Origin of the sequence: Streptomyces sp. MCA2 (genome assembly GCF_023544705.1) — a bacterium.
Classification (GTDB): Bacteria; Actinomycetota; Actinomycetes; order Streptomycetales; family Streptomycetaceae; genus Streptomyces; species Streptomyces decoyicus.
Window position 1 is genome coordinate 1 of sequence record NZ_JAMJFM010000036.1, and the last position, 24,399, is coordinate 24,399.

General features: G+C 74.1%; 13 protein-coding genes. 2 read left to right on the top strand and 11 right to left on the bottom strand.

What is annotated here, in order from left to right; genetic code table 11:
* The first annotated feature begins 202 nt into the window (after nt 1-202).
* Entirely contained in the window at nt 203-445 is a 243-nt protein-coding gene (locus tag M8I34_RS26445) for a mycoredoxin (RefSeq protein WP_030981625.1), read from the top strand.
* 383 nt (nt 446-828) lie between these two features.
* Here M8I34_RS26445 and nudC read toward each other — a convergent pair whose 3' ends face one another.
* From nudC to M8I34_RS26470, 5 genes are all read right to left on the bottom strand, one after another.
* Nucleotides 829-1,764: an NAD(+) diphosphatase gene (nudC, locus tag M8I34_RS26450; protein ID WP_250053293.1), complete on the bottom strand. Its 936-nt coding sequence runs from the start codon at nt 1,762-1,764 to the stop codon at nt 829-831.
* A gap of 73 nt (nt 1,765-1,837) precedes the next feature.
* Nucleotides 1,838-3,238: a dipeptidase gene (locus M8I34_RS26455; protein WP_250053296.1), complete on the bottom strand. Its 1,401-nt coding sequence runs from the start codon at nt 3,236-3,238 to the stop codon at nt 1,838-1,840.
* 10 nt (nt 3,239-3,248) lie between these two features.
* Entirely contained in the window at nt 3,249-7,031 is a 3,783-nt protein-coding gene (locus tag M8I34_RS26460) for a UvrD-helicase domain-containing protein (protein WP_250053298.1), read from the bottom strand.
* Between the two features lie 529 nt (nt 7,032-7,560).
* Complete coding sequence (locus tag M8I34_RS26465) at nt 7,561-11,247, bottom strand: ATP-dependent DNA helicase (protein WP_250053299.1); 3,687 nt, start codon at nt 11,245-11,247, stop codon at nt 7,561-7,563.
* A 232-nt stretch (nt 11,248-11,479) separates the two neighbouring features.
* Complete coding sequence (locus M8I34_RS26470; RefSeq protein ID WP_284050835.1) at nt 11,480-11,899, bottom strand: MGMT family protein; 420 nt, start codon at nt 11,897-11,899, stop codon at nt 11,480-11,482.
* Nucleotides 11,900-12,087: 188 nt separating this feature from the next.
* Here M8I34_RS26470 and M8I34_RS26475 point away from each other — a divergent pair, with 188 nt between their 5' ends.
* Entirely contained in the window at nt 12,088-15,117 is a 3,030-nt protein-coding gene (locus M8I34_RS26475) for a lysylphosphatidylglycerol synthase domain-containing protein (RefSeq protein WP_250053303.1), read from the top strand.
* A 99-nt stretch (nt 15,118-15,216) separates the two neighbouring features.
* Here M8I34_RS26475 and moeZ read toward each other — a convergent pair whose 3' ends face one another.
* The 6 genes from moeZ to M8I34_RS26505 form a co-directional block, all read right to left on the bottom strand.
* Entirely contained in the window at nt 15,217-16,395 is a 1,179-nt protein-coding gene (gene moeZ / locus M8I34_RS26480) for an adenylyltransferase/sulfurtransferase MoeZ (protein ID WP_244418818.1), read from the bottom strand.
* A gap of 368 nt (nt 16,396-16,763) precedes the next feature.
* A complete protein-coding gene (locus M8I34_RS26485) occupies nt 16,764-17,720 on the bottom strand; it encodes an NAD(P)-dependent oxidoreductase (protein WP_250053305.1) in 957 nt (318 codons plus the stop codon).
* A gap of 256 nt (nt 17,721-17,976) precedes the next feature.
* Nucleotides 17,977-19,209 (bottom strand): hypothetical protein, encoded by a 1,233-nt coding sequence (locus M8I34_RS26490; RefSeq protein ID WP_250053307.1) that lies wholly within the window; start codon nt 19,207-19,209, stop codon nt 17,977-17,979.
* 232 nt (nt 19,210-19,441) lie between these two features.
* A complete protein-coding gene (locus M8I34_RS26495; RefSeq protein WP_250053308.1) occupies nt 19,442-21,376 on the bottom strand; it encodes a DUF3492 domain-containing protein in 1,935 nt (644 codons plus the stop codon).
* 381 nt (nt 21,377-21,757) lie between these two features.
* Nucleotides 21,758-23,221 carry a DUF3152 domain-containing protein gene (locus M8I34_RS26500; RefSeq protein ID WP_374210991.1) on the bottom strand — a complete coding sequence of 488 codons (1,464 nt, stop codon included), beginning with the start codon at nt 23,219-23,221 and terminating at the stop codon, nt 21,758-21,760.
* Nucleotides 23,222-23,229: 8 nt separating this feature from the next.
* On the bottom strand, nt 23,230-24,264 hold the full coding sequence (locus M8I34_RS26505; protein WP_250053310.1) for an alpha/beta hydrolase: 1,035 nt from the start codon (nt 24,262-24,264) through the stop codon (nt 23,230-23,232).
* Nucleotides 24,265-24,399: the final 135 nt, after the last annotated feature.

Consider the following 24,399-nt stretch of genomic DNA (forward strand, 5'->3'; position numbering starts at 1 on the left):
CCGGCCCGGGTCCGCGTTCAGGTTCCGGCCCGGGCCCGGATGCGGGTCCCGGCGCGGGCCCGGGGCTCGGATCGCGGCGTCGGGAATGGGTCGCCCAGGGGGCCGGGAATGGCTGGGGCTCGATGTTCGTTGTGGTGCTTGGCCGCGCCGAGTACGGCGTCGGGTGGTATTGATCAAGACTTAACGAAGGAGCGCGGGACGCATGGCGGGCACTGTGACGATGTACAGCACGACCTGGTGCGGCTACTGCCGTCGGCTGAAGGGTCAGATGGACCGCGAGGGCATCGCGTACACCGAGATCAACATCGAGCACGACCCGGAGTCGGCGGCGTTCGTGGAGAAGGCGAACGGCGGCAACCAGACGGTGCCGACCGTGCTGTTCCCCGACGGTTCGACGCTGACCAACCCGTCCCTGGCGCAGGTCAAGCAGAAGGTCGGGGCCTGACGGCTTCTCCGAGGGCGCTTCTTCTCCGAGGGCGCTTCGCCTTTGTGGTTCTGCGGAGGCCCTTCGCCTCGGCGGCGACGCGGATGCGGAGGCCCTTCGCCTCGGCGGCGACGCGGCTTCCCGGAGGCCTGGGTGGCTCCCCCGGCAGCAGTGCGCTCCGGGATGAGCAGCGCCGTTCCGGGGTGGCTGTGCCGTTGCGCTGAGGGGTTCCTTCTGAGGGGCAGCCCCGCGCCGGCTGAGTGCCTACAGCGTGTACAGAGGGCCGTCGGCCGGATCCATCAAGTGGTGGTTCCGGCCGGCGGCCCTCTTTTTTGCGCGCGTGCGGGCGGGCGAGCGTCAGGCGTCCCGGCCGCCGTACCGCCGCCCGCCCGTCCGCCCGGTGCTCACGGCCTGGGCAGCGGCTTGCCGTACCAGAGCTCGATGAGGCGGGCGGCGATGGAGATGCCGTACGGCGGGAGGACCTCGCCGGATTCGAAGGCGGCGCGCAGGTCCTCGCGGGAGAACCAGCGGGCCTCTTCGATCTCCTCGCCGTCGACCTGGATCTCGGAGGAGGTGGCGCGCGCCATGAAGCCCAGCATCAGGCTGGAGGGGAACGGCCAGGGCTGGCTGGCGACGTACTCCACCTCACCGACGACGACGCCGGCCTCCTCGAAGACCTCGCGGACCACCGAATGCTCGATGGATTCGCCCGGCTCGACGAACCCGGCGAGGGTGGAGAAGCGGCCTTCGGGCCAGTGGACCTGGCGGCCCAGAAGCGCGCGGTCCTCCTCGTCGGTGACGAGCATGATCACGGCCGGGTCGGTGCGCGGGTAGTGCTCGGCGCCGCAGGCCGGGCAGCGGCGGATGTGGCCCGCCGCGGCGATGACGGTGCGCTCGCCGCAGCGTGAGCAGAAGCGGTGCAGTCGCTGCCAGTTCTCCAGGGCGACGGCGTGTACGAGCAGACCGGCGTCGCGCGGGGACAGCAGCAGACCGGCCTCGCGCAGGCCCGCCGGGCGCGCGGACTGGTCCATGCGGCCGGGCAGCGAGTCCTTCTGGAGGGCGAAGTAGCTGACGCCCTCGTCGTCGGTGCCGAGGTAGTAGCGGTGCGCCTCGGTCATGGGCGCCTCGAAGGACGGCGTCATGATCAGCTCGGTGCGGCCGTCAGGGGTGTCGTCGATCAGTGCCTGTCCGCCGGACACCACGAAGACGCGCGTCGTCGGGTGGCTCCAGGCCGCCGCCAGCCAGGCTTCGTCGAGGCGATGATGGGCGGAGCGGTCAATTCCGCTCGGCGCGCTGAAGGTGAGCGGCCGGCCGGCGGTGTGGTCGGTCCAGGTGGTCACTGCTGTTTCCAACTCCCCCTATGGCGTGGGTGATTGCTGCGTACGGGGCGCGGAGCGGTACGGCGGTGCGCGGTCACGTCGTGCGCCAGGTCTCCGCCAGGTCGCCCCACAGGTGGGCGGCGGTCTCGACGCCCTTCATCAGCAGGTCGAGCTCGACCTTCTCGTTCGGTGCGTGCCAGCCGTCCGACGGGACGGAGATGCCGAGGAAGAGGACCGGGACGCCGAGGACGTCCTGGAGGTCGGCCGCGGGCCCGGATCCGCCCTCGCGGGTGAAGCGGATCTTCTGTTCGAAGGCCCGGCCCATGGCGCGGACGACGGACTGGAGCGCGGGGTGGTCGAGCGGAGTGAGGCAGGGGCGGGTGGCGCCCCAGAACGTGATCTCGTGGCGGATGCCCGCCGGGAGGCTCGCCGCCACCCAGTCGCGTACGGACTGCTGCACGGCGGCCGCGCTCTGGCCCGCGACCAGCCGGAAGGACAGCTTGAGCTGTGCGGTGGACGGCACGATGGTCTTGCCGCCGGGGCCCTGATAGCCGCCGCCGATGCCGTTGACCTCGGCGGTGGGGCGGGCCCAGATGCGCTCCAGGGTCGTGGTGCCGGCCTCGCCGAGAGGGGCGTGGGAGTGCGCGGTGCGCAGCCACTCCTCCTCGTCGAAGGGCAGCTCGGCGAAGAGTTCCCGCTCGCGGTCGGTGAGCTCGATCATGCCGTCGTAGAACCCGGGGACGGCTACCCGGCGGTCGGCGTCGTGCAGCGCGGCGGCCAGCCGGGCGGCCTCGGTGGCGGGGTTGGGGACCGCGCCACCGAACGAGCCGGAGTGAATGTCCTGGTCAGGGCCGTAGAGGTCGATCTGGCAGTCCGTCAGGCCGCGCATGCCGGTGCACACCGTGGGGGTGTCCCTGGACCACATGCCGGTGTCGGAGACGATCACCGCGTCACAGGCGAGGCGGTCGGCGTGCTTCTCGATCAGGGCCGGGAAGTTCGGTGAGCCGGACTCCTCCTCGCCCTCGATGAGCAGCTTGAGGTTGACGGCGGGGGCGGTGCGGCCGGTCGCGGCGAGGTGCGCGCGCACACCCAGGGTGTGGAAGAACACCTGGCCCTTGTCGTCGGCGGCGCCGCGGGCGTAGAGCTTGCCGTCGACGGTCTGCGGCGTGAAGGGGTCGGTGTGCCAGCCGTCCTCGCGGGCGGCGGGCTGTACGTCGTGGTGGCCGTAGACGAGCACGGTCGGCGCGGACGGGTCACCGGAGGGCCACTCGGCGAAGACCGCGGGCAGGCCCCCGGTCTCCCAGATCTCGGTGGTCGCAAAACCGGTGTCGGTGAGCTTCGCGGCGAGCCATTCGGCGCTGCGGCGCACATCGCCGGCGCGCTCCGGGTCGGCGGACACGGAGGGGATGCGCAGCCAGTCGGCGAGGTCTTCGAGGAAGGCTTCGCGATGGAGGGTGATGTACGCGCGGACGGCGCTGTCCGGGGTGTTGCTCATACGACCGAGCCTATCGGCCTTCCGGCGGAGGCCGGTCGGCGGTCTCGCCGAGGAGGATGCGTTCCAGTCCGGCCCGGCCGGGCAGCCGTGCGGGTCTGACCACCTCGCCACTGCGGACGTAGAGGAAGGCGGCGCCGACGGCGGATGGCGGCAGGCCGTACCGCTCGGCCCAGGCGAGGCGGTAGACGGCCAGCTGGAGGGGGTCGGCGCTGTGGGCACGGCCGGTTTTCCAGTCGACGATCTCGAAGCGGTCGCCGTCCGGGCCGGGCTCTTTGTAGACGGCGTCGATCCGGCCGCGGATCACCCGTCCCGCGAGGGTCAGCTGGAAGGGGGCTTCGACCCGGAAGGGTGTGCGGTGGGCGTAGGGGGTACGGGCGAAGGCCTCCTTGAGGGTTTCGAGGTCGTGCTCGTCGACGATTCCGGCTGCGTCGTCCTGTTCGGCGCCGGGCAGCTCGTCGGGGCCGAGCAGCGGCAGGGTGAGCTCTTCGAAGCGGGATTCGACCCAGGCGTGGAAGCGGGTGCCGCGGCGGGCGCCGGGCTGGGGCGGGCGCGGCATGGGGCGGGCGAGTTCGCGGGCGAAGCCGTGGGGGTCGGCGGCGAGGCGGAGCAGTTGGGTGGCGCTGAGCGCGGAGGGCAGCGGGACGTCCCGGACGGTGGCGCGGGAGCGGCGCAGCTCGGCGGCGAGCGCGTCCAGATCGCGGTCCCAGGACCCGACGGTGCGGCGCTCCTCGGGGAGGAGGGTGTGGGGGGCGGCATCGCCGGGGTGGGGGGCGGCATCTCCGGGATGGGCCGTGTCGCCGGGGTGGACGGTGCCGGGGTCGGTGAGGGCGGTGAGATGGGGTTCGGTGGAGCGCTGGGCGCCGATATGGGCGCGGAGGGGGGCGGGCCCGTCTTCGGGGGTGCCGTGCGGCGGGGCGTCGTGCGGCAGGGCTTGGTGCGGCGGGGCGTCGTGGGACGGGGTGTGGTGGGACGGAGTGCCGTCGTCGGAGGGGCCGGGGGCCGGCGCCCCGTGCGGCGCGGCGTCGTCGTCGAACCGGGCGGTAACGGGCGCGCCGTACGGGGCCACGTCGTCGAACGGGGCGGCGTCCTCGAACGGCGGGGCGTCGTCGAACGGGTCGGCTTCGGCCACGTCATACGGGTCATACGGGGCGTACGGGTCGGTGGCCCACGGCTCGTCCGCCGGTGGTGGCGGCCAGTCGGGGTCGTGGACGGACAGGGACGGTGGGGCGGCGGCGGGGGCGGCCGGCTCCTGCCCCGTCCTGCGCTCCAGATGGGCGCGGACCGTGGCCGCGGCGGTGCGGCGGCGGGCCGTGGCCGTGGGGTCGAGGGGCAGCGGCCAGGCCTGTTCCGTGGCGGACTCGGAGAGGGCCGGGTTCTCCTCGCCGTCCTCGGGGGCCTCGGCCCAGTGCTCGATCTCGCCGTGTCCTGCTTCGCAGTGCGCGCGCAGTGCCTCCAGGAAGGCGGACGGGCCGCGCGGTCGTTTCTGCTGGGGGCCCCACCAGTGGCCGGAGCCGAGCAGCAGGGAGCGGGGGCGGGTGAAGGTGACGTAGCCGAGGCGGAGTTCCTCGGTCTCCTGGTGCTGCTTCATCGCCTCCTTGAAGGACTTCAGGCCGCGGGCGGCCCATTCCCCGACGTCGGGGAGGGTGGCGGCGTCGCCGCGCAGGGCGTGCGGGAGGACCTTGGGCCGGCTGGTCCAGGACTCGCGGGCCTGTTCGCTGGGGAACTGCTTGGTGACCAGGCCGGGTACGGCGACGACGTCCCATTCCAGGCCTTTGGACTTGTGGGCGGTCAGCACCTTGACGGTGTTGTCGCCGCCGGGCAGGGAGCTGTCCAGGCCCTTTTCGTACTGGACGGCGGTGCGCAGGAAGCCGAGGAAGGCCAGCAGGGTGGCGTCGCCGTCGAGGGATTCGCCGCCCTGTTTGGCGGCGAATCCGGCGGCGATGTCGAGGAAGGTGCCGAGTGTCTCGCGGCGGCGTGCGGCGAGGGCGTGCGGTGAGGCGGACAGTTCGACTTCCAGGCCGGTGGCGGCCAGCACCCGGTGGAGCACGTCCATGAGGGGGTCGCCGAGGGAGCGGCGCAGGTCGCGGAGTTCGGTGGCGAGGTAGGCGAAGCGCACCCGTGCCTCGGCGGAGAACGGGAGCCCGTCGTCGGGTCCGTCGGCCTCCAGGAAGGTGTCGAGTGCGTCGGCGAGGGAGATGGTCTCGGCCGGGTCGACGCCTTCGACGGCCTCGGCGAGGCGCTGTCCGGGGTCGTCGGACGGCGCGGCGCGGTGGACGAGGGTGCGGGCGCGGCGGCCGAGGAGCGCGAGGTCGCGGGGGCCGATCCGCCAGCGCGGGCCGATCAGCAGGCGGACCAGGGCGGCGTTGGCCGTGGGGTCCTGGAGGACTTCGCAGACGGCGACGAGGTCGGCGATCTCGGGCAGATGCAGCAGCCCGGAGAGGCCGACGACCTCCACGGGGATGTCCCGGTCGACCAGTTCGCCCTGGATGCGGGCGAAATCGGCGGCGGTGCGGCACAGTACGGCGATCTCGCCGGGCGGGGTACCGGTGCGGACGAGGTGGGCGAGGGAGTCGGCGAGCCAGGCGAGCTCTTCGGCGTGGGTGGGCAGCAGGGCGCAGCGGACGATGCCGTCGCGTTCGGCTCCGGGGGCGGGGCGCAGCGCTTCGACGCCCTCGTGCATCCGGCGCAGCGGTGCGGCGAGGCCGTTGGCGAGGTCGAGGAGGCGGCCGCCGCTGCGGCGGTTCTCGCTGAGGGCGTACCGGCGGGCGGGGGTGCCGTCCTGGAAGGGGAAGTGGGCGGGGAAGTCGTCGAGGTTGGCCACGGAGGCGCCGCGCCAGCCGTAGATGGCCTGGCAGGGGTCGCCGACGGCGGTGACGGCATGTCCGGTGGCGGGCCCGGTGCCGGAGCCGAAGAGGCCGGACAGCAGCAGTCGTTGGGCGACGGAGGTGTCCTGGTATTCGTCGAGGAGGACGACACGGAATTCGTCGCGCAGGATCCGGCCGACTTCGGGGCGGGTGGTGGCGAGGGTCGCGCAGTGGGCGATCTGGTCGCCGAAGTCGAGGAGGTCGCGGCGGCGTTTCTCGGCGCGGTAGGCGGTGACGAGGTCGAGCAGTTCCAGGCGGCCGCGGGCGGTTTCGGGGACCTTGCGCAGGTCGGCGTTGGTGAGTTTCACCCCGTCGAGGGCGGCGAGCAGCTCGGTGTCGTGGGTGCGGAGCGCGGCGGGGTCCACGAGATGCTCGGCGAGCTCGGCGTCGAGGGCGAGGAGGTCCTCCACGAGGGAGGGCAGGGAGGTGGTGAGCGCCGGGTAGGGGCCGGGGGCGGCCCGGAGGGTGCGGGCGGCGAGCTGGAAGCGGGTGGCGTCGGCGAGGAGCCGGGCGCTGGGCTCCAGGCCGATGCGCAGGCCGTGGTCCTTGAGGAGCTGGCCGGCGAAGGCGTGGTAGGTGGAGATCCGCGGCTCGCCGGGGGGCTGGTCGGTGGCGGAGCCGGCGGCGTCGAGCGGGAGCGCGTCGGGGTCGGTGACTCCGGCGGCGAGGAGCGCGGACCTGACGCGTTCGGCGAGCTCGCCGGCGGCCTTGTTCGTGAACGTCAGCCCGAGGACCTGTTCGGGGGCGACCTGGCCGGTGCCGACCAGCCACACCACGCGCGCGGCCATCACCGTGGTCTTGCCCGAACCGGCTCCGGCCACGATGACCTGCGGGGCGGGCGGAGCGGTGATGCACTCCGTCTGCTCCGGCGTGAACGGGATGCCGAGGAGCTCCTTGAGCTGCTCGGGGTCGGTGAGGCGAGCTGACACAGCGAAAACCGTAACGGTCGGCACTGACAATCCGCTGCGCTGGGCTGTCGGCCCACGTTTTCGGCCGGCCCGCCGTGGTGGTTGCTCGCCGTTTGTCGCCCGCTGCGCGGTGCGCTCGCCGTTGCGCCTGCGGCGGGCCGGGTCCGCTGCGCGGGGCTGTGGGTGCGGTGACGGGCCTGCGGGGCCTGGTGTGTGGACTGCTGCGCTTTACGTCCACACACCAGACCCCTCGGCCCGTCCCCTCCCGTGGGTGAAGTAAGTGACGGTGGGTAGGGGCGTGCGTCGTACGAAGCCAGTTCACTTCCCTGTGAGCGACAAGGCACACCGGACCACCCACCTGCACCCCCACCAACGGTTTCCCCACCCACCCGCGCAGGCCCGTCACCGCACCCCCGACAGCCCCGCGCAGCGGCCCCGCCCGCCGCAGGCGCAACGGCGAGCGCACCGCGGCAGCGGGCGGGGAACGGCGAGCAACCACCACGGCGGGAAAGCCGAAAACGTGGGAGGGCCGCCCAAGCGCAGCGGAATGTCACTCCACCACGTGCCGCCCCTCCGGCTGTGCGCTGCACGACGCCCGGAAGGTGCAGTGGGTGCAGTGCGTCCCGGTGGTGGGTGTGAACCGCTCCTCCAGTACGCGGCCCGCGGCGGTGGCGAGCAGTTCGCCGACCCACTCTCCCCCTGGCTCCGCCGGAGGGTCCCCCGCCTCCAGCGGCTGCTGCGCCTGTACGGCGGGCAGCGCGTCGCCGCCTTCCTTCTGGGCCGCGCCCAGCCGCAGATGCACCAGTTCCGCGCCGCCCGGCTGCGGTGTGCGGCCGTCGAAGGCCTCGTCCACCGCGCCTTCGCGCACCGCGAGCTGGTAGACGGCGAGCTGGGGGTGGCGGGCGACCTCGGGGCCGGTCGGTTTCTGTTTGCCGGTCTTGAAGTCGACGACGTACGCCCGTCCCTGCGCGTCCCGGGAGACGTGGTCCATGCTGCCCCGGATGCGTACCTCGTAGGCGCCGGCCCGGAGGGTGAGGTCGAAGCCGTGCTCGGTGGCGACGGTCTCCCGGCCGCGGGTCTCGCGTTCCATGACGTGCCAGCGCAGGAAGCGCTCCAGGGCGGCGCGCGCGGTCTCCTTCTCCTGGCGTGACTTCCAGGGGGCGTCGAAGGCGAGGGCGTCCCATACGGAGTCCAGCCGCTCCATCAGGACGGACAGATCGGCGGGGGTGCGGCCGGAGGCGACCTCGTCGGCGAGCACATGCACCACGTTGCCGAAGCCCTGGGCGGCGGTGGCGGGGGCGTCCGCCTTGACCTCGCGGCCCAGGAACCACTGGAGCGAGCAGGTGTTGGCGAGCTGGTCGAGGGCGCTGCCGGAGAGGACGACGGGGCGGTCGCGGTCGCGGAGCGGGACGGTGCTGTGGGTGGGTTCGTGCAGGCCCCACCAGTTGTCCGGGTGGGCGGCCGGTACCAGGGGGTGGTGGTCGTCGTCGTGCAGGGCCGCCAGCTTCGCGAGCCGCTGGGCGGCGGCCTCGCGCAGCGCCGGGGTGGCGGCCGGGTCGACGGTGGTGGCGCGCAGTTCGGCGACGAGCGCGGCCACCGCAAGGGGGCGGCGCGGGCGGCCGGTGACGTCCTGGGGGGCGACGCCCAGCTCGGTCAGGAAACGGGACGGCTGGTCCCCGTCGTCGGCCGCGGCCTTCACGGCGGTGACGACCAGGCGTTCGCGGGCGCGGGTGGCGGCCACGTAGAACAGCCGGCGTTCCTCGGCGAGCAGCGCGCCCGGGGTGAGCGGCTCGGCCAGGCCGTCGCGGCCGATCCGGTCGGCTTCCAGGAGCGAGCCGCGCCGGCGCAGGTCGGGCCAGAGGCCCTCCTGCACCCCGGCGACGACGACGAGCCGCCATTCCAGGCCCTTGGCGCGGTGCGCGGTCATCAGCCGTACGGCGTCGGGGCGCACGGTGCGGCGGGTGAGGGTGTCGGCGGCGATGTCCTGGGCGTCGAGTTCCTCCAGGAAGTTGAGGGCGCCGCGGCCGCCGGTACGTTCCTCGGCGCGGGCCGCGGTCTCGAACAGCGCGACGACGGCGTCCAGGTCCCGGTCGGCGTTGCGCCCGGCGGCGCCGCCGCGGTGGGCGGCCCGCTCCAGGCGCTGCGGCCAGGGGGTGCCGTCCCACAGCTCCCACAGCGCCTGTTCCGCGGTGCCGCCGCCGGCCAGCAGTTCGCGGGCCTTGCGCAGCAGCAGGCCGAGCCGCTGGGCGCCGCGTGCGTAGGCGGGGTCGTGGGCCACCAGGCGCTGTGGTTCGGCGAGCGCCTGGGCGATCAGTTCGTCGGAGGGCCGCGGCAGGGGCTGCCCGGCGGCGCGTTCCTCCTCGCGCAGGGCGCGCCCCAGCCGGCGCAGGTCGGCGGAGTCCATGCCGCCCAGGGGGGAGGTCAGCAGGTCCAGGGCGGTCTCGGCATCGAGCCAGCGGCGGGCGGTGTCGCCGGGGCCAGCGTCATCGGGTGCGGCGGAGGTGCCCTCCCCGGATTCGGCGCCGACGGTTTCGGCCTCCCCGGAGCCGCGGCCACCGGACGCGGCCACACCGGCACCGGCCTCACCCACACCGGCGTCACCCGTAGCGGCATCCCCCGCATCGACGTCACCAAGGTCCGCATCCCCAGACGCCTCCCCAACTACCTCCCCAGACGCCTCCCCGGCCCCCTCCCCACCGGATTCGCCTTCTTCAACCACGCGCTCACCGGAGTCAACAGCCGCAGCCCCCCGCCCCAGCGCGGCCCGTGCCACCGCCCGCAGCGCCGTCAGCAGGGGCGCGACCGCGGGTTCATGGCGCAGCGGGAGATCGTCGCCGTCGATGTCGAGCGGGACCCCGGCAGAGGTGAGCGCACGGCGTACGCCGGGGAGCGAGCGCCCCCCGGCGCGGACGAGGACGGCCATCTCGCGCCAGGGCACGCCGTCTTCCAGGTGGGCGCGGCGCAGGATGTCGGCGATGTTGTCGAGCTCGGCGCCGGGTGTCGGGTACGTGTACACCTCGACGCGGCCGCCGTCCCGTACGGGCACGGGCTCGCGGTGGGCGCGTACCTTCTGGGCCGGGAGGCGGGTGAGCGGCATCCGGCGGGCCAGCAGCCGGGTGGCGGCGAGCAGGCCGGCGCCGGAGCGCCGGGAGGTGCCGAGTACGGCCACCGGAGCGGGGGCGCCGTCGCCGCGCCGGAAGGTCTCGGGGAAGTCGAGGATGCCGTTGACGTCGGCGCCCCGGAAGGCGTAGATCGACTGGTCGGGGTCGCCGAAGGCGACGAGCGTGCGTCCCGGGGAGCCCGGCGCCGCCGTCGCTCCGTGGTTGCCGGCGAGCGCGCGCAGCAGCCGTACCTGGGCGACGTCGGTGTCCTGGTACTCGTCGACGTAGACCGCGTCGTAGGCGGCGGCCAGCTGCGTCGCGACGTCGGTGCGCTCGGCGAGCAGCACCGCGCGGTGCACCAGCTCGGCGTAGTCCAGGACGCCCTGGCCGTCCAGGACATCGAGGTATTCGGCGAGGAAATCGGCCGCGGCGCTCCAGTCGGGGCGTCCGGTGCGCCGGGCGAAGTCGCCGAGGGCGTCCGGGCCCAGGCCCAGTTCGCGGCTGCGGGCGAGCACCGCGCGGACCTCGTCGGCGAAGCCGCGGGTGGTCAGGCAGGCCCGCAGTTCGTCCGGCCAGCCGACCCGGGCGCGCCCGGCGCCAGCCAGCTCCGCCTGTCCTTCGAGGAGCTCACGGACGACGAGGTCCTGCTCGGGTCCGGACAGCAGCCGCATCGGGTCGGCGAAGAGGTCGGCGTCCTGGTGGGCGCGGACCAGGGCGTAGCAGAAGGAGTGGAAGGTCGTCGCCTGCGGGATGCCCGCCCGTGGTCCGCCGCTCCCCGTGCCGGCAGGCCCGTCGGGCCGGCCCTCCGGTTCCGTCAGCCGGGCCGCGAGCCGGTCGCGGAGTTCGACGGCGGCCTTGCGGCTGAAGGTGAGGACGAGGATCCGCTCGGGGTCGGTGCCGGCCCGCACCCGGCGGGCCACCGACTCCACCAGCGTGGTGGTTTTTCCGGTGCCCGGCCCGGCCAGCACCAGCAGCGGCCCGTGCCGGTGGTCAACCACGGCGCGCTGGGCTGCGTCCAAGGCAGGAGGAGCCACCCGCCCCGGCGGGGTACGCACCAGCCGGTACGTGCCGGCGGCACCCCGCGGCGCCGCCCGCCGGGGCTGCGTCTGCGGGCTGGCCGAGAAGGAGGAACTCACGTGGATCGCCGGTCCTGAGGAGGGTGCTCGTCGTGGTGCGTAGGTGGTGTGCGGCGCTGCGGACCGGCCGGACCGGTCGTCCGGCTGCGCGGCGCGCGGCGTGGCCGTCGTCGTGACGGCAGTGCCCGACGCTACGCCAGGTGGCACCCGAGCCGCAGCGCGTCCCACGGCTCGTCGCGCAAGGCCGTCGGCGCAGCGTCGCGCGATGCCGTCGGCGCCAGGAGGACACCCCCTACGGAGCCGCGCCGTCGTCCGGGCGCCCGTCCCAGCGGGCCCGCCGCATGTCGAGCCGCGGTATGTGGTCCTCGGCCGTCCGCGCGGCGGTGCGCAGGGGTGTGCCCTCGTCCCGGTAGTGGGCCAGCGCGCGCAGTTCCTGGCCGGGCAGCAGCTGGCCGTCCGCGCGCACCACCCGCCACCAGGGCACCGCGCCGCCGTAGAGCGCCATCACCCGCCCGACCTGGCGCGGTCCGCCCACCCCTCGCCCGCCGCCGTCCTGCGCCGGAAGCCCTTCGTCCTGCGCCTCGCCCGCGAGCCACTCCGCGACATCGCCGTACGTCATCACCCGGCCCGCCGGGATCAGCTCCGCAACGGCCAGGACCCGTTCGGCGTATGCGGGGAGTTCGCCCTCGGCCATATCTCCGGTCCCACTCATTCGGTCCATCCTGCCGCACGGCACCGACAATGGGATCGGACACACGGTCCAGCGCCCCCAGGAGGTCGGCGGCAAGGCGCCGACAGGCCCGGCGCGGGGAGGATGATCCACTTCCCGCGCCCCCCGGAATGCACCCTGATGCCCCCCTCCACCGGTCGGCCGTGCCACCATCTTCCGGACGGTGACTGGTGATACGAGATCAAGAAGAGACGGCCGAGCAGCAGGGTGCGGCGCCTCCACGGGAGGCGGGCGCCCCTGAGGCGCTGGCCGTCGGCGCCGCCGGCACCGCGCCCGAACCGGCCGCGCCGACCGAGCGTCCGATGCGTCAGCAGGCGGCGCGACAGGGGAAGCACCAACGGAGGCCGGATACGGCTTCCGCTACCGAAAAGGCGAGCACGATCGAGAAGGCCGAACGACCCGGGGCGTCCGAGAGGCCGGAAGAGCCCAAGGAGCCCGAGCCACCCGAGCGGCACGAGGAGGAGAGGGACAGCAAGCAGCCCGAGCAGGCGCAGGACGGACCGGCCGCGCGCGACCAGGGCGAGGAGCCGGCGTCCGGCGCGGCCCCGGGCAGGCCCCACACGGGCTCGCACCGTTCCGACCTGGGCTCCGACGAGTACGGCGAGTTCCACGTCGACCGGGTCTCCGGCGACGAGCCGCTGCTGCCCGCCCGGGTGCACCGGCCCGCCGACCTGCTGCGGCTGCTGCTGGGCATCGCCGGGATCGCCCTCGTCCTCGGGCTCGCCACCTTCGCCCACGGCACCACCCAGGGCCTGGCGCGGGACATCGGCACCGGCGCGAAGGCCGCGCCCCCGCTGCTGATCAATCTGGCGGGGCTCACCTCCAGCGTCGCGGTGCTGATCGTGCCGGTGGCGTTCGCCGTCGAGCGGCTGGTCAAGCGGGACGGGCTGCGGATCGCGGACGGTGTGCTGGCCGCGGTCCTCGCCCACGGGGTGTCGCTGGCCGCCGACCTGTGGGTGGCCGACGCCGCGCCCGCGTCCATCCGGGCCGCGCTGACCCAGCCCCTCGACAACGGTGCCCTCTCCGCTCCGGTGCACAGCTATCTGGCGCCCGTGATCGCCTATATGACGGCGGTGGGGATGTCCCGGCGGCCACGCTGGCGGGTCGCGATGTGGTGCGTGCTGCTGCTGGACGCATTCGCGGTGCTGGTCGGGCGGTATACGACGCCGTTCGCGATCGTCACGACCGTGCTGATCGGCTGGACCGTCGCCTACGGCACCCTCTACGCGGTCGGCTCCCCCAACGTCCGCCCCACCGGCCAGAACCTCCTCGCGGGGCTGCGCCGGGTCGGCTTCCACCCGGTCTCCGCGCTGCGTGCGGAGGACGCGACCGCCACGGACCCGTCCGAGCACCCCGACCGCGGCCGCCGCTACCTCGTCACCCTGGAGGACGGCCCGCCGATCGATGTCACCGTCGTCGACCGCGAGCAGCAGGCCCACGGCTTCTTCTACCGCGTGTGGCGCCGGCTCTCGCTGCGCGGCATCAACCAGCGCCGCAGCCTCCAGTCGCTGCGCCAGGCGCTGGAGCAGGAGGCGCTGCTGGCGTATGCGGCGATCGCGGCCGGCGCCCATGCCCCGAAGCTGATCGCCACCTCCGAGCTCGGCCCGGACGCGGTGATGCTGGTCTACGAGCACATCGGCGGCCGCACCTTCGACTCGCTGGCCGACGAGGAGATCACCGACGCGCTGATGCACAGCGCCTGGCGGCAGGTCGAGGCGCTCCAGTCCCGGCGGATCGCGCACCGGCGGCTGGTCGGGGACGCGCTGCTGATGGATCGTTCCGGCAATATCGTCCTGACCGAGCTGCGCGGCGGCGAGATCGCGGCCGGTGACCTCGTGCTGCGGATGGACATCGCCCAGCTGCTGACCACCTGCGGTCTGCGGGTCGGCGCCGAGCGCGCGGTGGCCGCGGCCGTCGAGGTGCTCGGCCCGGACGCGGTCGCCGACAGCCTGCCGCTGCTCCAGCCGATCGCGCTGAGCCGCACCACCCGCGCGACGCTGCGCCAGCTGGCCCGTGAGCGCTCCAAGCGGGAGCGCGAGGCGGTGCTGGAGGCGTCCCAGGCCGCCAAGGAGGCCCGGGAGGCACGCGAGGCGGGGAGCCCCAAGGACCGCAAGACGCTGCGGGCCGAGCGGCAGGCGGCGAAGAACGCCGAGAAACGCGCCCTGGACGAGGCCTCGGACGAGGCCCGTGAGGAGGACCTGCTCGCGCAGATCCGCAGACAGGTGCTGCTGATCCGTCCGACGGCGGTGATCCAGCCCGCCAAGCTGGAGCGGCTCAGCCCGCGCATCCTGATCAGCTGGATCGCCGGCGCCTTCGCGGTGTATTACCTGCTGTCCACGCTCACCCACTTCAACCTGGGCGATGTGGTCAGCAAGGCCGGCTGGCAATGGGTGCTGGTCGCGATGTTCTTCTCGGCGCTGACGTACATCGCGGCGACGATGAGCCTGCTGGGGTTCGTCACGGAGCGGGTGTCGTTCGTCCGGACGGTCATTGCGCAGATCGCCGGCAACTTCGTGAAGCTGGTGGCGCCCGCGGCGATCGGCGGGGTGGCGCTCAACACCCGTTTCCTCCAGCGCGCCGGGGTCCGGCCCGGCCTGGCGGTGGCCAGTGTCGGCGCGTCCCAGCTGTTCGGTCTGGGCAGTCACATCCTGCTGCTGCTGGTCTTCGGATATCTGACCGGCACCCAGGAGCAGACCCCGACGCTCTCGCCGTCCCGTACGGTCATCGCCGGGCTGCTGACCGTGGCCGTCCTGGTGCTGATCGTCACGGCGGTGCCGGCACTGCGCAAGTTCGTCTCCCGGCGGGTGCGCTCGCTGTTCGCGGGGGTGGTCCCGCGGATGCTGGACATCCTCCAGCGGCCCGGGAAGCTGGTCACCGGCATCGGCGGGATGCTGCTGCTGACGGCGGCGAACGTGATGTGCCTGGACGCCTCGATCCGGGCGTTCGGCGGCGGCGACACGATCAGCTACGCGAGTATCGCGGTCGCCTTCCTCGCCGGTAACGCGCTGGGCTCGGCCGCGCCGACGCCGGGTGGTGTGGGTGCCGTGGAGAGCGCGCTGATCGGTGCCCTCACCTTCGCCGGACTCGCCGGTGACGTGGCCTTCCCGGCAGTGCTGCTGTTCCGGCTGCTGGTCTTCTGGCTGCCGGTGCTGCCGGGCTGGCTGGCGTTCAACTACCTGACGCGCAAGGGCGAGATCTGAGCGGGACCGGCCGCCGCGCCGGCCGGGTCACCGCACACCGCGCACGAAGGCGCCGGTCCGCAGTGCACGGACCGGCGCCTTGGCGTGTGGTGGGGAGGGTCAGTAGACCGGCTTCTCCGGCTCGACGGTGTTGACCCAGCCGATGACGCCGCCGCCGACATGCACCGCGTCGGCGAAGCCCGCGGACTTGAGGACGGCCAGGACCTCGGCGGAGCGGACGCCCGTCTTGCAGTGCAGGACGATCTTCCGGTCCTGCGGGAGATCCTGGAGGGCGGTGCCCATCAGGAACTCGTTCTTCGGGATCAGCTTGGCGCCGGGGATCGAGACGATCTCGAACTCGTTCGGCTCGCGGACGTCGATGATCTCGATCTTCTCGTCGCCGTCGATCCACTCCTTGAGCTGCTTGGGAGTGATCGTCGAGCCGGCCGCCGCCTCCTGGGCCTCCTCGGACACGACGCCGCAGAAGGCCTCGTAGTCGATGAGCTCGGTGACGGTCGGGTTCTCACCGCAGATGGCGCAGTCCGGGTCCTTGCGGACCTTGACCTGGCGGTACGTCATCTCCAGGGCGTCGTAGATCATCAGCCGGCCGACCAGCGGGTCGCCGATGCCGGCGAGCAGCTTGATGGCCTCGTTGACCTGGATGGAACCGATGGAGGCGCACAGCACACCGAGGACGCCGCCCTCGGCGCAGGAGGGCACCATGCCCGGCGGCGGGGGCTCGGGGTACAGGCAGCGGTAGCAGGGACCGTGCTCGCTCCAGAACACCGACGCCTGGCCGTCGAAGCGGTAGATCGAACCCCAGACGTACGGCTTGTTCAGCAGCACACAGGCGTCGTTGACCAGGTAACGGGTGGCGAAGTTGTCCGTGCCGTCGACGATCAGGTCGTACTGCGCGAAGAGCTCCATGACGTTCGTGGAGTCCAGGCGCTCTTCGTGGAGGTTCACGGTGACGTACGGGTTGATGCCCAGCACCGTGTCCTTGGCGGACGCGGCCTTGGAGCGGCCGATGTCCGCCTGGCTGTGGATGATCTGGCGCTGCAAGTTCGACTCGTCGACCTCGTCGAACTCCACGATGCCGAGCGTGCCGACGCCGGCCGCGGCCAGATACATCAGCGCGGGCGAGCCCAGGCCACCGGCGCCGACACACAGCACCTTGGCGTTCTTCAGCCGCTTCTGCCCGTCCATCCCGACATCGGGGATGATCAGGTGGCGGGAGTACCTGCGGACCTCATCGACGGTGAGCTCGGAAGCGGGCTCGACCAGGGGTGGCAGCGACACGGGGACTCCGTTGGTCGGTCTTGATGGGGTTCCCCCCGCCCGAGCGGAGCCGAGACCGGGGGAGCTTGCTCTGCCCGTAACACTGCCACGCCCTTCTTCATTCCGAGACACCTGTTCCGATGCGCGAGACGATTTCGTCCCAGCAGCCGGGCAGCGGCTCCCGGGCGCCGCCGACAGCGCCCGGCACCGGGGCGGGACGGCGGCCGGTGACGCACCCGGCGCCCGCTCCGATCCTCCCGCCGGCCCTCAAGAAGCAGGGAGATACCCCCGCGGCCGCCTGCGACCGGCCGAAGGAGCACCCACCCCGCGTCCCAGCATGCGGACACCCGTCTCACGCCGCCGGGCGCGGGCGGTGCCGGTGGGGCCGGTCAGATACGGCATGCGGCCTCCATCCAGATGTCGGCCAGGGACTCCTCCAGTCCGATCCGGGGGCGCCAGCCGAGCCGGTCACGGGCCGTACGGACATCCGCCTGCTGCCAGGTGCCGCAGCCGTCCGGATACGGGGAGGTGGCGGGCGGCGAGCCGACCGGGTGCTCGGGGGACGGGCCGGGGATGACCAGCCGGGCCGGCGGGGAGTCGAGTTCGTGGAGCGCGCCGCCGAAGCCGGCGACCCGGGCCAGCACGGACGCGGCCTCCCGCAGCCGTACGGCGCGGCCGGTCCCGATGTTGACGACGCCCTGGGCGGCGGACAGCGAAGCGGCGTGCACCGCGCGTGCGACATCGCGGACATCGACGAAGTCCCGTTGCACGCCGAGCCCGCCGAGCTTGAGCTCGTTGTCGCCGGACTGCATGGCGCGGCGCATCGCCTCGGCGAGCCGGCCGAGCGGTGATCCCGCCGGGGTGCCGGGGCCGACCGGCGAGAAGATCCGCAGCACGACGGCGTCGAGCCCGGAGCCCAGCACCAGTTCGGTGGCGGCGAGTTTGCTGACGCCGTACGGGCCGCCGGGGCGCGGGATCGCGTCCTCGGCGGTGGACGAGCCGGGCTGGGAGGGCCCGTACTCGGAGGCGCAGCCCAGGTGGACGAGCCGGGCACCGCAGCTGCTGCGCCGCAGCGATTCGCAGATGGTGGCGACCGCGACGGTGTTGTGCCGGGTCAGCTCGCGGGCACCGCCGCGGGTGGCGCCCGCGCAGTTGACGACGACCCCGGGGTGGACCGCGTCGAGGAAGCGGGTGAGCGCCCCGGGACTGCCGGTGGCCAGGTCGAAGCGGACGTCGGCGTCGTCCCCCCGCCCGAGGGCGGTGAGCTGGACGGCGGGGTCGGCGAGCAGGCGGTCGGCGACATAACGGCCCAGGTAGCCGTTGGCGCCGATGAGCAGCACCCTCATCGTGCGACCCCCCGGTCCGCGTGGCGTGTGGTCGGCTGGACGTTCATGTGTCGTGCTCCTAAGGCGGATCGAGGGAAGCAGATCGGCTTCGGCCGCGGCGTCGGCGTCCGCCCAGGGGGCGGGGGCCACGTGGGGGGTGAGGTCCGCGGGGAAGAGGCCGAAGCGGCTGTTTCGGGGTGCCGCTCCGGGGGTGGTGCGTGGTGGGGGTGCCCGTGTGGGGGGACCGGGAGTCGGGGGCCGGGGGTCGTCCGGAGGGTCACGGCCGGTGCGCCTCCGCCGGGCCGGAGGGAGCCGGCCCGTGGGCGCAGGCGCCGGTGAGCGCCCGCAGGCCGTGGACGAGGAGGCCGAGTGCGGCGGCGGTGCAGGCCACGGCGGGTACGGCGGCCGGCCCGCCGGCGGTGGCCAGCGCCTCGACCGGGAGGCCGAGCGGCGGCAGACCGGGGAGCCGGGCGATCAGCACCAGGGACAGGGCGAGGGCCTCCAGAGCGGCGGCCGAGGCCAGGCCCGTCGCGGCCGCCTCGGGGAAACCGTGCACGGCCAGCAGCCGGGCGAGGAAGAGCAGCACGCCCAGTGCGGCGGCCGCGACCACCGCCATCGTGCCGTCGTCACCGAAGACGGCGTCCGCGCCGAGGAGCAGTGCCACCAGTGCGCCCAGGAAGAGCAGGGTGGTGGCGAGCAGTAACGGCCGGACCCGGGCGGCGAGTTCTCCCAGGCCCCGGCTGGCGGCCAGGCCGCGCCGCCCGCGCACCGCGAACCAGTGGGCGCAGCCGGCCGCGGGGGCGAGGGCGAAGGCCAGTGCCACGGCGGTCGCGACGGCGGCCCGGGGTGCGGCGTACCGGAGGTCGGGGCCGCCGGCCAGCAGTTGCCGCAGCAGCCAGTCGCCGTACACCGCGTACCCGGCCGTCCAGCAGATCCACAGGCCGGCGGTCCGCGGTCCGGCGCCCTGGTGGCGTCGTCGCAGCGGTCCGGACCGGACGCCCAGCCGGACGGCGAGGACGACCAGCACCCCGCCCGCGACGCCGACGGCGGTACGTACGTCGACAGGGGCCGCGCCGACCGAGGCGAGGGCGGCCACCGCCGCGACGCAGACGGCGCCGGGCAGCAGGTGCAGCGCCCCGCGCACGCTCCGGGAGCCCCGGGCGGCGGCGGGCGCGGCCGCCGGCTCGGGCGCGGCCGCCGGGGTGGTGGCCGGGTCGGCGCGCGGCACCCGGGCGTAGAGCTCCTCGGCGAGCGAGAAGACGTCACGGTGCCGGAAGCGGGCGGCCGTACGGTCGGTGACGCCGTGCGCCTCCAGGCCGGCGGCGATCTCCAGCGCGTCGACGGCGCGGGCGCACAGCTCCTGGTGGTGGTGCATCAGGGACCGTACGGGGTCGGCGGGGCCGCGGCGGGCGGGGCGGGCGGCCTCCTTGCGCGGCGGCGCGGTCCGGGCTGCGCCCTCTTCCTCCATGGCCGGCGCGGCGCGGGTGGCTCCGCCGTCGGGTGTGGTCACAGCACGTCCCCTCTCCCCCGGGCCGCCGCACAGCCGCCCCGGCCGGGGCGGGGGTGCGGCAGGCGCCACCGGGCCGGGCGCCCTCGGCCACCGGGGAGGGCGTACGCCGGGCTGCCCCCACGGCCGCCGCGCCGACGACCGTCCCGGCGGCCGTGGTGCGCCACATCCGCCATGCCCGTCACCAGTGCCACGCCCACCACACCCATCGCACACATCACGTCCAGCACAGCCGTCACCACTGCTCTCTCTCCCTTGCTCCGGTCACGCCGGTCTGATCGCCGGACCCTCCCTGTCGCCTCAGCTGTCCCGCCCCTCGGATTCCGGGCGCCCCTCCGGGCTCCGCGCACCCGCCGGCCTGCACCGGCAGGGCGGTGGCCGGATCCCCCTCGGGCACCGCCCAGCTCGGCGTGCGAGCGGCGGGTACGGCGGTCCGGGTGGCGGCGCCGGTCACGGCCCAGCGGCCGGGGACATGGGACTCGGCGGGGCGGGCGAAGGGCTGCGGTACGCCCTGTGCGTCCCGCCCGCGGGAGGCGACCGGGCGGGACGGGGTGTGGGAGATCAGCTCCAGGTAGATGCCACGAAATGCCGCGACGTTCTGCTCGACGGTGAACAGCTCCAGCGCCCGCGCCCGGGCCGCCGCGCCCAGCCGGGCCCTGCGGTCCGGGTCGCCGAGCAGCGCGGTGCAGGCCTCGGCGAGGGCCCGGGGGTTGCGCGGCGGGACGACCAGGCCGGTGCCCCCGATGACTTCACAGACCGCGCCGGCATCGGTCGAGACCGTGGCGCGGCCGCAGAACATCGCCTCCACCAGGGAGCGCGGAAAGCCCTCGATGACGCTGGAGAGCACCACCACCGCACCGGAGGCATAGGCGTCCTCCAGGGCCGGCACCTCGGGGCTGCCGATCTCCTCGAAGCTGACCGGGCTCTCGCCGACGGTGCGGGCGTCGGCCGCCTCGTCGGGGAAGAGCTGAGCGGCCAGTGCCCGGCAGTGCGCGAGATATCCGGGCGCCTGGGGGTCGCGGCCGGCGCCGCCGATGATCCGCAAGGTGGCCTCCGGCTCGGCCTTGCGGATCTCGGCAAAGGCGTGCAGCAGCGCGAAGAGGTCCTTCGAGGGCTCGACGCTGCCGACCCACACCAGCGTCTTGGAGTCGTCCGCCGCGGCGTCCGCGACGGCGGCGAAGGAGGCGGCGTCCATACCCGGGTAGACCGTGCGCAGCCGGGCGCGGTCGGCGCCGCAGCGCTCCTGCCAGCGGCGGGCGCGGGTGTTGCCGGGAGTGATCAGCGCGGCCTGCGCATAGGTCTCGGCGGCCAGCGCGCCCTGAAAGGCCGCGAGCAGCGCGCGCACCGGCGCACTCAACGGCGAGGCGGCGCGCGCGAGATAGTGCTCGCGCAGCCGTACGCCGTACTCGGTGACCAGGAGCGGGGTGCCGAAGAAGCGTTTGGCCAGCAGTCCCGGGAGAGCGGCCGCGCCGCCCGAGGTGGCATGGCACAGATCCACGCCGCCGAGCCCGGGGCCGTGCCGGTCGCCGTACCAGTCCAGGGACAGCGGCCGCAGCGCGAGGGCGAGCCCGGAGGTGACCGCCAGCAGATCGTTGACCTGTGCGCCCTGGGCGGCGGGCAGTGCGTGGGGGCCGTGACAGGCGGCTTCCAGGAGGCGTACGGCGTCCTCGGAGCGCAGCAGGGCGGGCAGCCGGCCACGTTCCCTGGCGAGTTCGGCGAGCCCGTACAGACCGCTGGCGAAACGGTCCGCCTTGCCGGTCGCGGCGGAGCCGCCGGCACCGTCGGGTACGGCCGGTAGGTCCCCGGCCGGCTCGCCCCCGTGGGGCGCGCCCCTGGCCGGCTCGTCTCCTGGAGGCACGGTGGCGAAGGCGGTCACGAGATCGCCGAAGCACTCGGCGAAACGGCGCCGTTCGCGCCGTCCGGGGCCGCGTCCCTTGCGCTCCTCGGCCCGCCGGCCGCGCCCGGCGGAGAACTCCTCCCACAGGGGCGCGCTGCGCACCAGCCGTACGTGCTGCGGCAGTTCGGTCCGGCCGCACGCTTCCTGGCCGGTGCTCAGGGCGTAGACCTCGAAGTCATGGCCGGTGAGCCCGCGCACGAGCCGGTCGCACCACGCATGCGACTCACCGGACACATACGGATAGCCACCTTCGGTGAGCAGTCCAATACGCATGAGTGCACCCCCGTCCTCCCTGTCGGCGTCCCCGGCGGGCCGGCGGCACGGCCGCCACCTGCGGGAAGAAGGTATGCAAAGGGCCGGTGGCGCGATGGACGGTTGTCCATCGCGCCACCGGAAGGGGTGAAAGCACGTAACTTTCCACCCCTGAGGGCGTTTCGACGCGCTATGTGATTGCCGGGACACGGCGCGTAGCGCCCGGCGCCGCACCGCGACCTGCGCATCGAGCGTCGGGACAGCGGCCGGCGGCACCTGGACGCAGGACTGCCGTGGGGCCTACGGGCCACCGCGGGCCGGCCGCCGGGGCGAGGAGCAAGGGCGGGCCGGGCACCCGGTCCGTGCCGGGCGCGCGCTCCGGTCAGCGCGAGCGGCGTCCGCTCAGCGCTGGGTGGGGAACGGCCAGGAGTTGGGCCGGCAGGTCACCCCGTCGGTCGTCAGGAACTTCGTCTGCTGCATCATCACCGGGGCGAGCGCACCCTTCCGGGAGCAGCTCTCGTGGTTGTGGCCGAGGCGGTGGCCGACCTCATGATTGATCAGCATCTGCCGGTAGGCGTGCATCTTGTCGTGGCCGTAGGTCCGAGCGCCCTGCGCCCAGCGGTATGCGTTGATCATGACCCGGTCGGTCGCCGCCGAGTCACAGGAGACGTTGTCCTCGCTGGTGTCGAGGCCGGACTTGGCGCACCACGTGTCGGTGGTCCCCGGGCTGGCCAGCGTGATCACGAAATCGGCGTCGCCGGACGCCACCCGCTGGAAGGCCATCCGCCCGTCGTGTGCCCAACTCCGCTCGTCGTTGAGGGTCTTGTGCACCGCCTCCGCGAACAGGTTGCCGTCCAGCGGCAGCCCCTCCTCGATGTCGACGCGGTACCTCAGTACCTTGCCGCGTCCGGGCGCCTTGGCCTCGCTGCTGACCGGCTTGAACCGGCCGCTGGCCGTCAGATGGGCGTCGAGCGGGAAGACCTGCGTCATCTGCTCGTCGTAACCGGCGGGCTTGGCGTCCTGGGTGGGCCTGGCGTGTGATCTGGAGGTGTCGTCGCCGACCCCGTCGGTACGGTCGTTGCCGCTGCGCGTCTGCGGTTCGCCGCCGTCCGTGCGCTGTTCGGCGACCTGGCCCGCGATGACCACGGCGAGGACGGTGGTCACGGCCGCGGCCGCGGCGCCGGTGAACGTCCGGCCCTTGCCGCCCTTCCTGCTGCCGTGCCGCGACTCGTCCGCCGCGTCTTCCCCGTCGCCCTCGTCGCCGTCCTGGTCCGCCGGATCGCCCGGACCGGCCCCGTCCGCACCGAATGCGGCCCGTGGGTCCGCCCCGTCGTCCTCGTTCCGGTCGAAGACCACCGACCGCCCGGTGAACCGGCCGCCGGGGGGCAGCCCGTCCTTGCCGGGCCCGTACGGACCGGCCGCGGGGCCCGCCGTCCGGGGCGCTCCGGCCCGGAACACATCGTCGTCCGGGTCGTCCGCGCCGCCCGGCCGGCCCGTGCCGCCGGGGAAGGCCCCGGCGTCGAAGGCGTCCACGTAGTCGCGTCGCGGCCCGGGACCGCTGCCCGGTGCGGCGAGCGGTGCGCCGAACATCTCCGCGCGCGGCCGAGGGATCTTCGGCGCGCCCTGGCCGGGCTGCGCCGAGGAGGACGGCGCCCCGGGGAACGCGCCCCAGCCGCCGCCCGGCTCATGCTGTTCGGGATGCCCGCCGCGCACCGCGTCGCCGTCGAACGGCTCGCGCCTGCGGCGTCCGCGGCCCGGCGGCTGCCCGGGTGCACCGCCCCCCGAGGGGCTGTTGCCGGGCGGACCGGCCGTCTCCGGAGTTTCCGCAGCGGTCTCGGGCCGGCCTCGGCGGCTATGGCGTCCCACGGGGCGTGTCAGCTCCTGCCCGCATCAGCGGTCACATCGGTCACTTCACTGTCGAGCAGCTCGCGGATGGCCCGCGCCACTGTCTCCGGGTATTCCATCATCGCCACATGCCCCGCCTCCGGCAGCGTCAGCAGTCGCGAACCGCGGAATGCCGCGGCCGCCCGCCGCGCCATCCGGAAGGAGACCAGGCGGTCGCGCCCACCGTAGACGAGAAGGGTGGGGGCGAGCACTCTCTCTGCCTGACGCCACAAATTGTGCTGTCCGCCGAGCGTGTAGGCGTTCACCAGGCCGCGCGCCGAGCGCTCCATCACTTCCCAGAAATAAGGGAGTTCGAGCCGTCGCGCATATTCGTCGGCCGCGGCGTTGAACCCTTCGGGGCTGACCCGGCCGGGGTCGCCGTAACAGAGCGCCAGCACCTCACGGGTGCGGCGCTCGGGCGTCCAGTCGTGGGTGAGCCGGCCGAAGAGCCCGGCGATACCGGGGACGGCGAGCAGCGCCGTGGGCACCGCCGTCCGCTGCGGCCGCAGTTCGGGCAGTGCCGGGGAGATCAGTGTCAGGGTGCGGACGAGATCGGGGCGCACGGCCGCCACCCGGGTCGACGCGGCACCGCCCATGGAGTTGCCGATGAGGTGGACGGGGCCGCGGCCGGCCGCGTCGAGGTACCGGATGACCGCGCGGGCCTGCGCGGAGACGGAGTAGTTGCCGTCGGCGGGCGGCGGGGACTGGCCGAAGCCGGGCAGGTCGATCGCCTCGCCGTCCACCCGGTCGGCGAGCAGCGGCATCAGGTCCGACCAGTTCTGCGAGGAGCCGCCGAGACCGTGGACATAGAGCGCGGGCTCGCGGTCGCGCCCGGCGCCGTCGCCCGCGGCGCCGTCCGGCGCGTCGTCCCCTCGCGCGGGCTGCCCGGCCGGCGCCCGTGCGGTCAGCGTCAGGCCCGGCAGGCTCACGGTGCGTACCGTCTCCGCCCCGCCGGCCCGGCCGGGACCGGCCGGCGGTACCGGGAGAGCGGCGGTCGCGGTGTCCGGCGACTCGGTCGAAGACATGGGCACGATGTTACGAGACGATCACACCCCCGTTCGTGTGTCCGCCGTCACACACCGCATCGCGCTGCCGCGGCCACTCTCCTACGCTCGTAGGCGAGGGCAGCCGCCCCGGCCCCTGCTTTCATGCCAGGCACC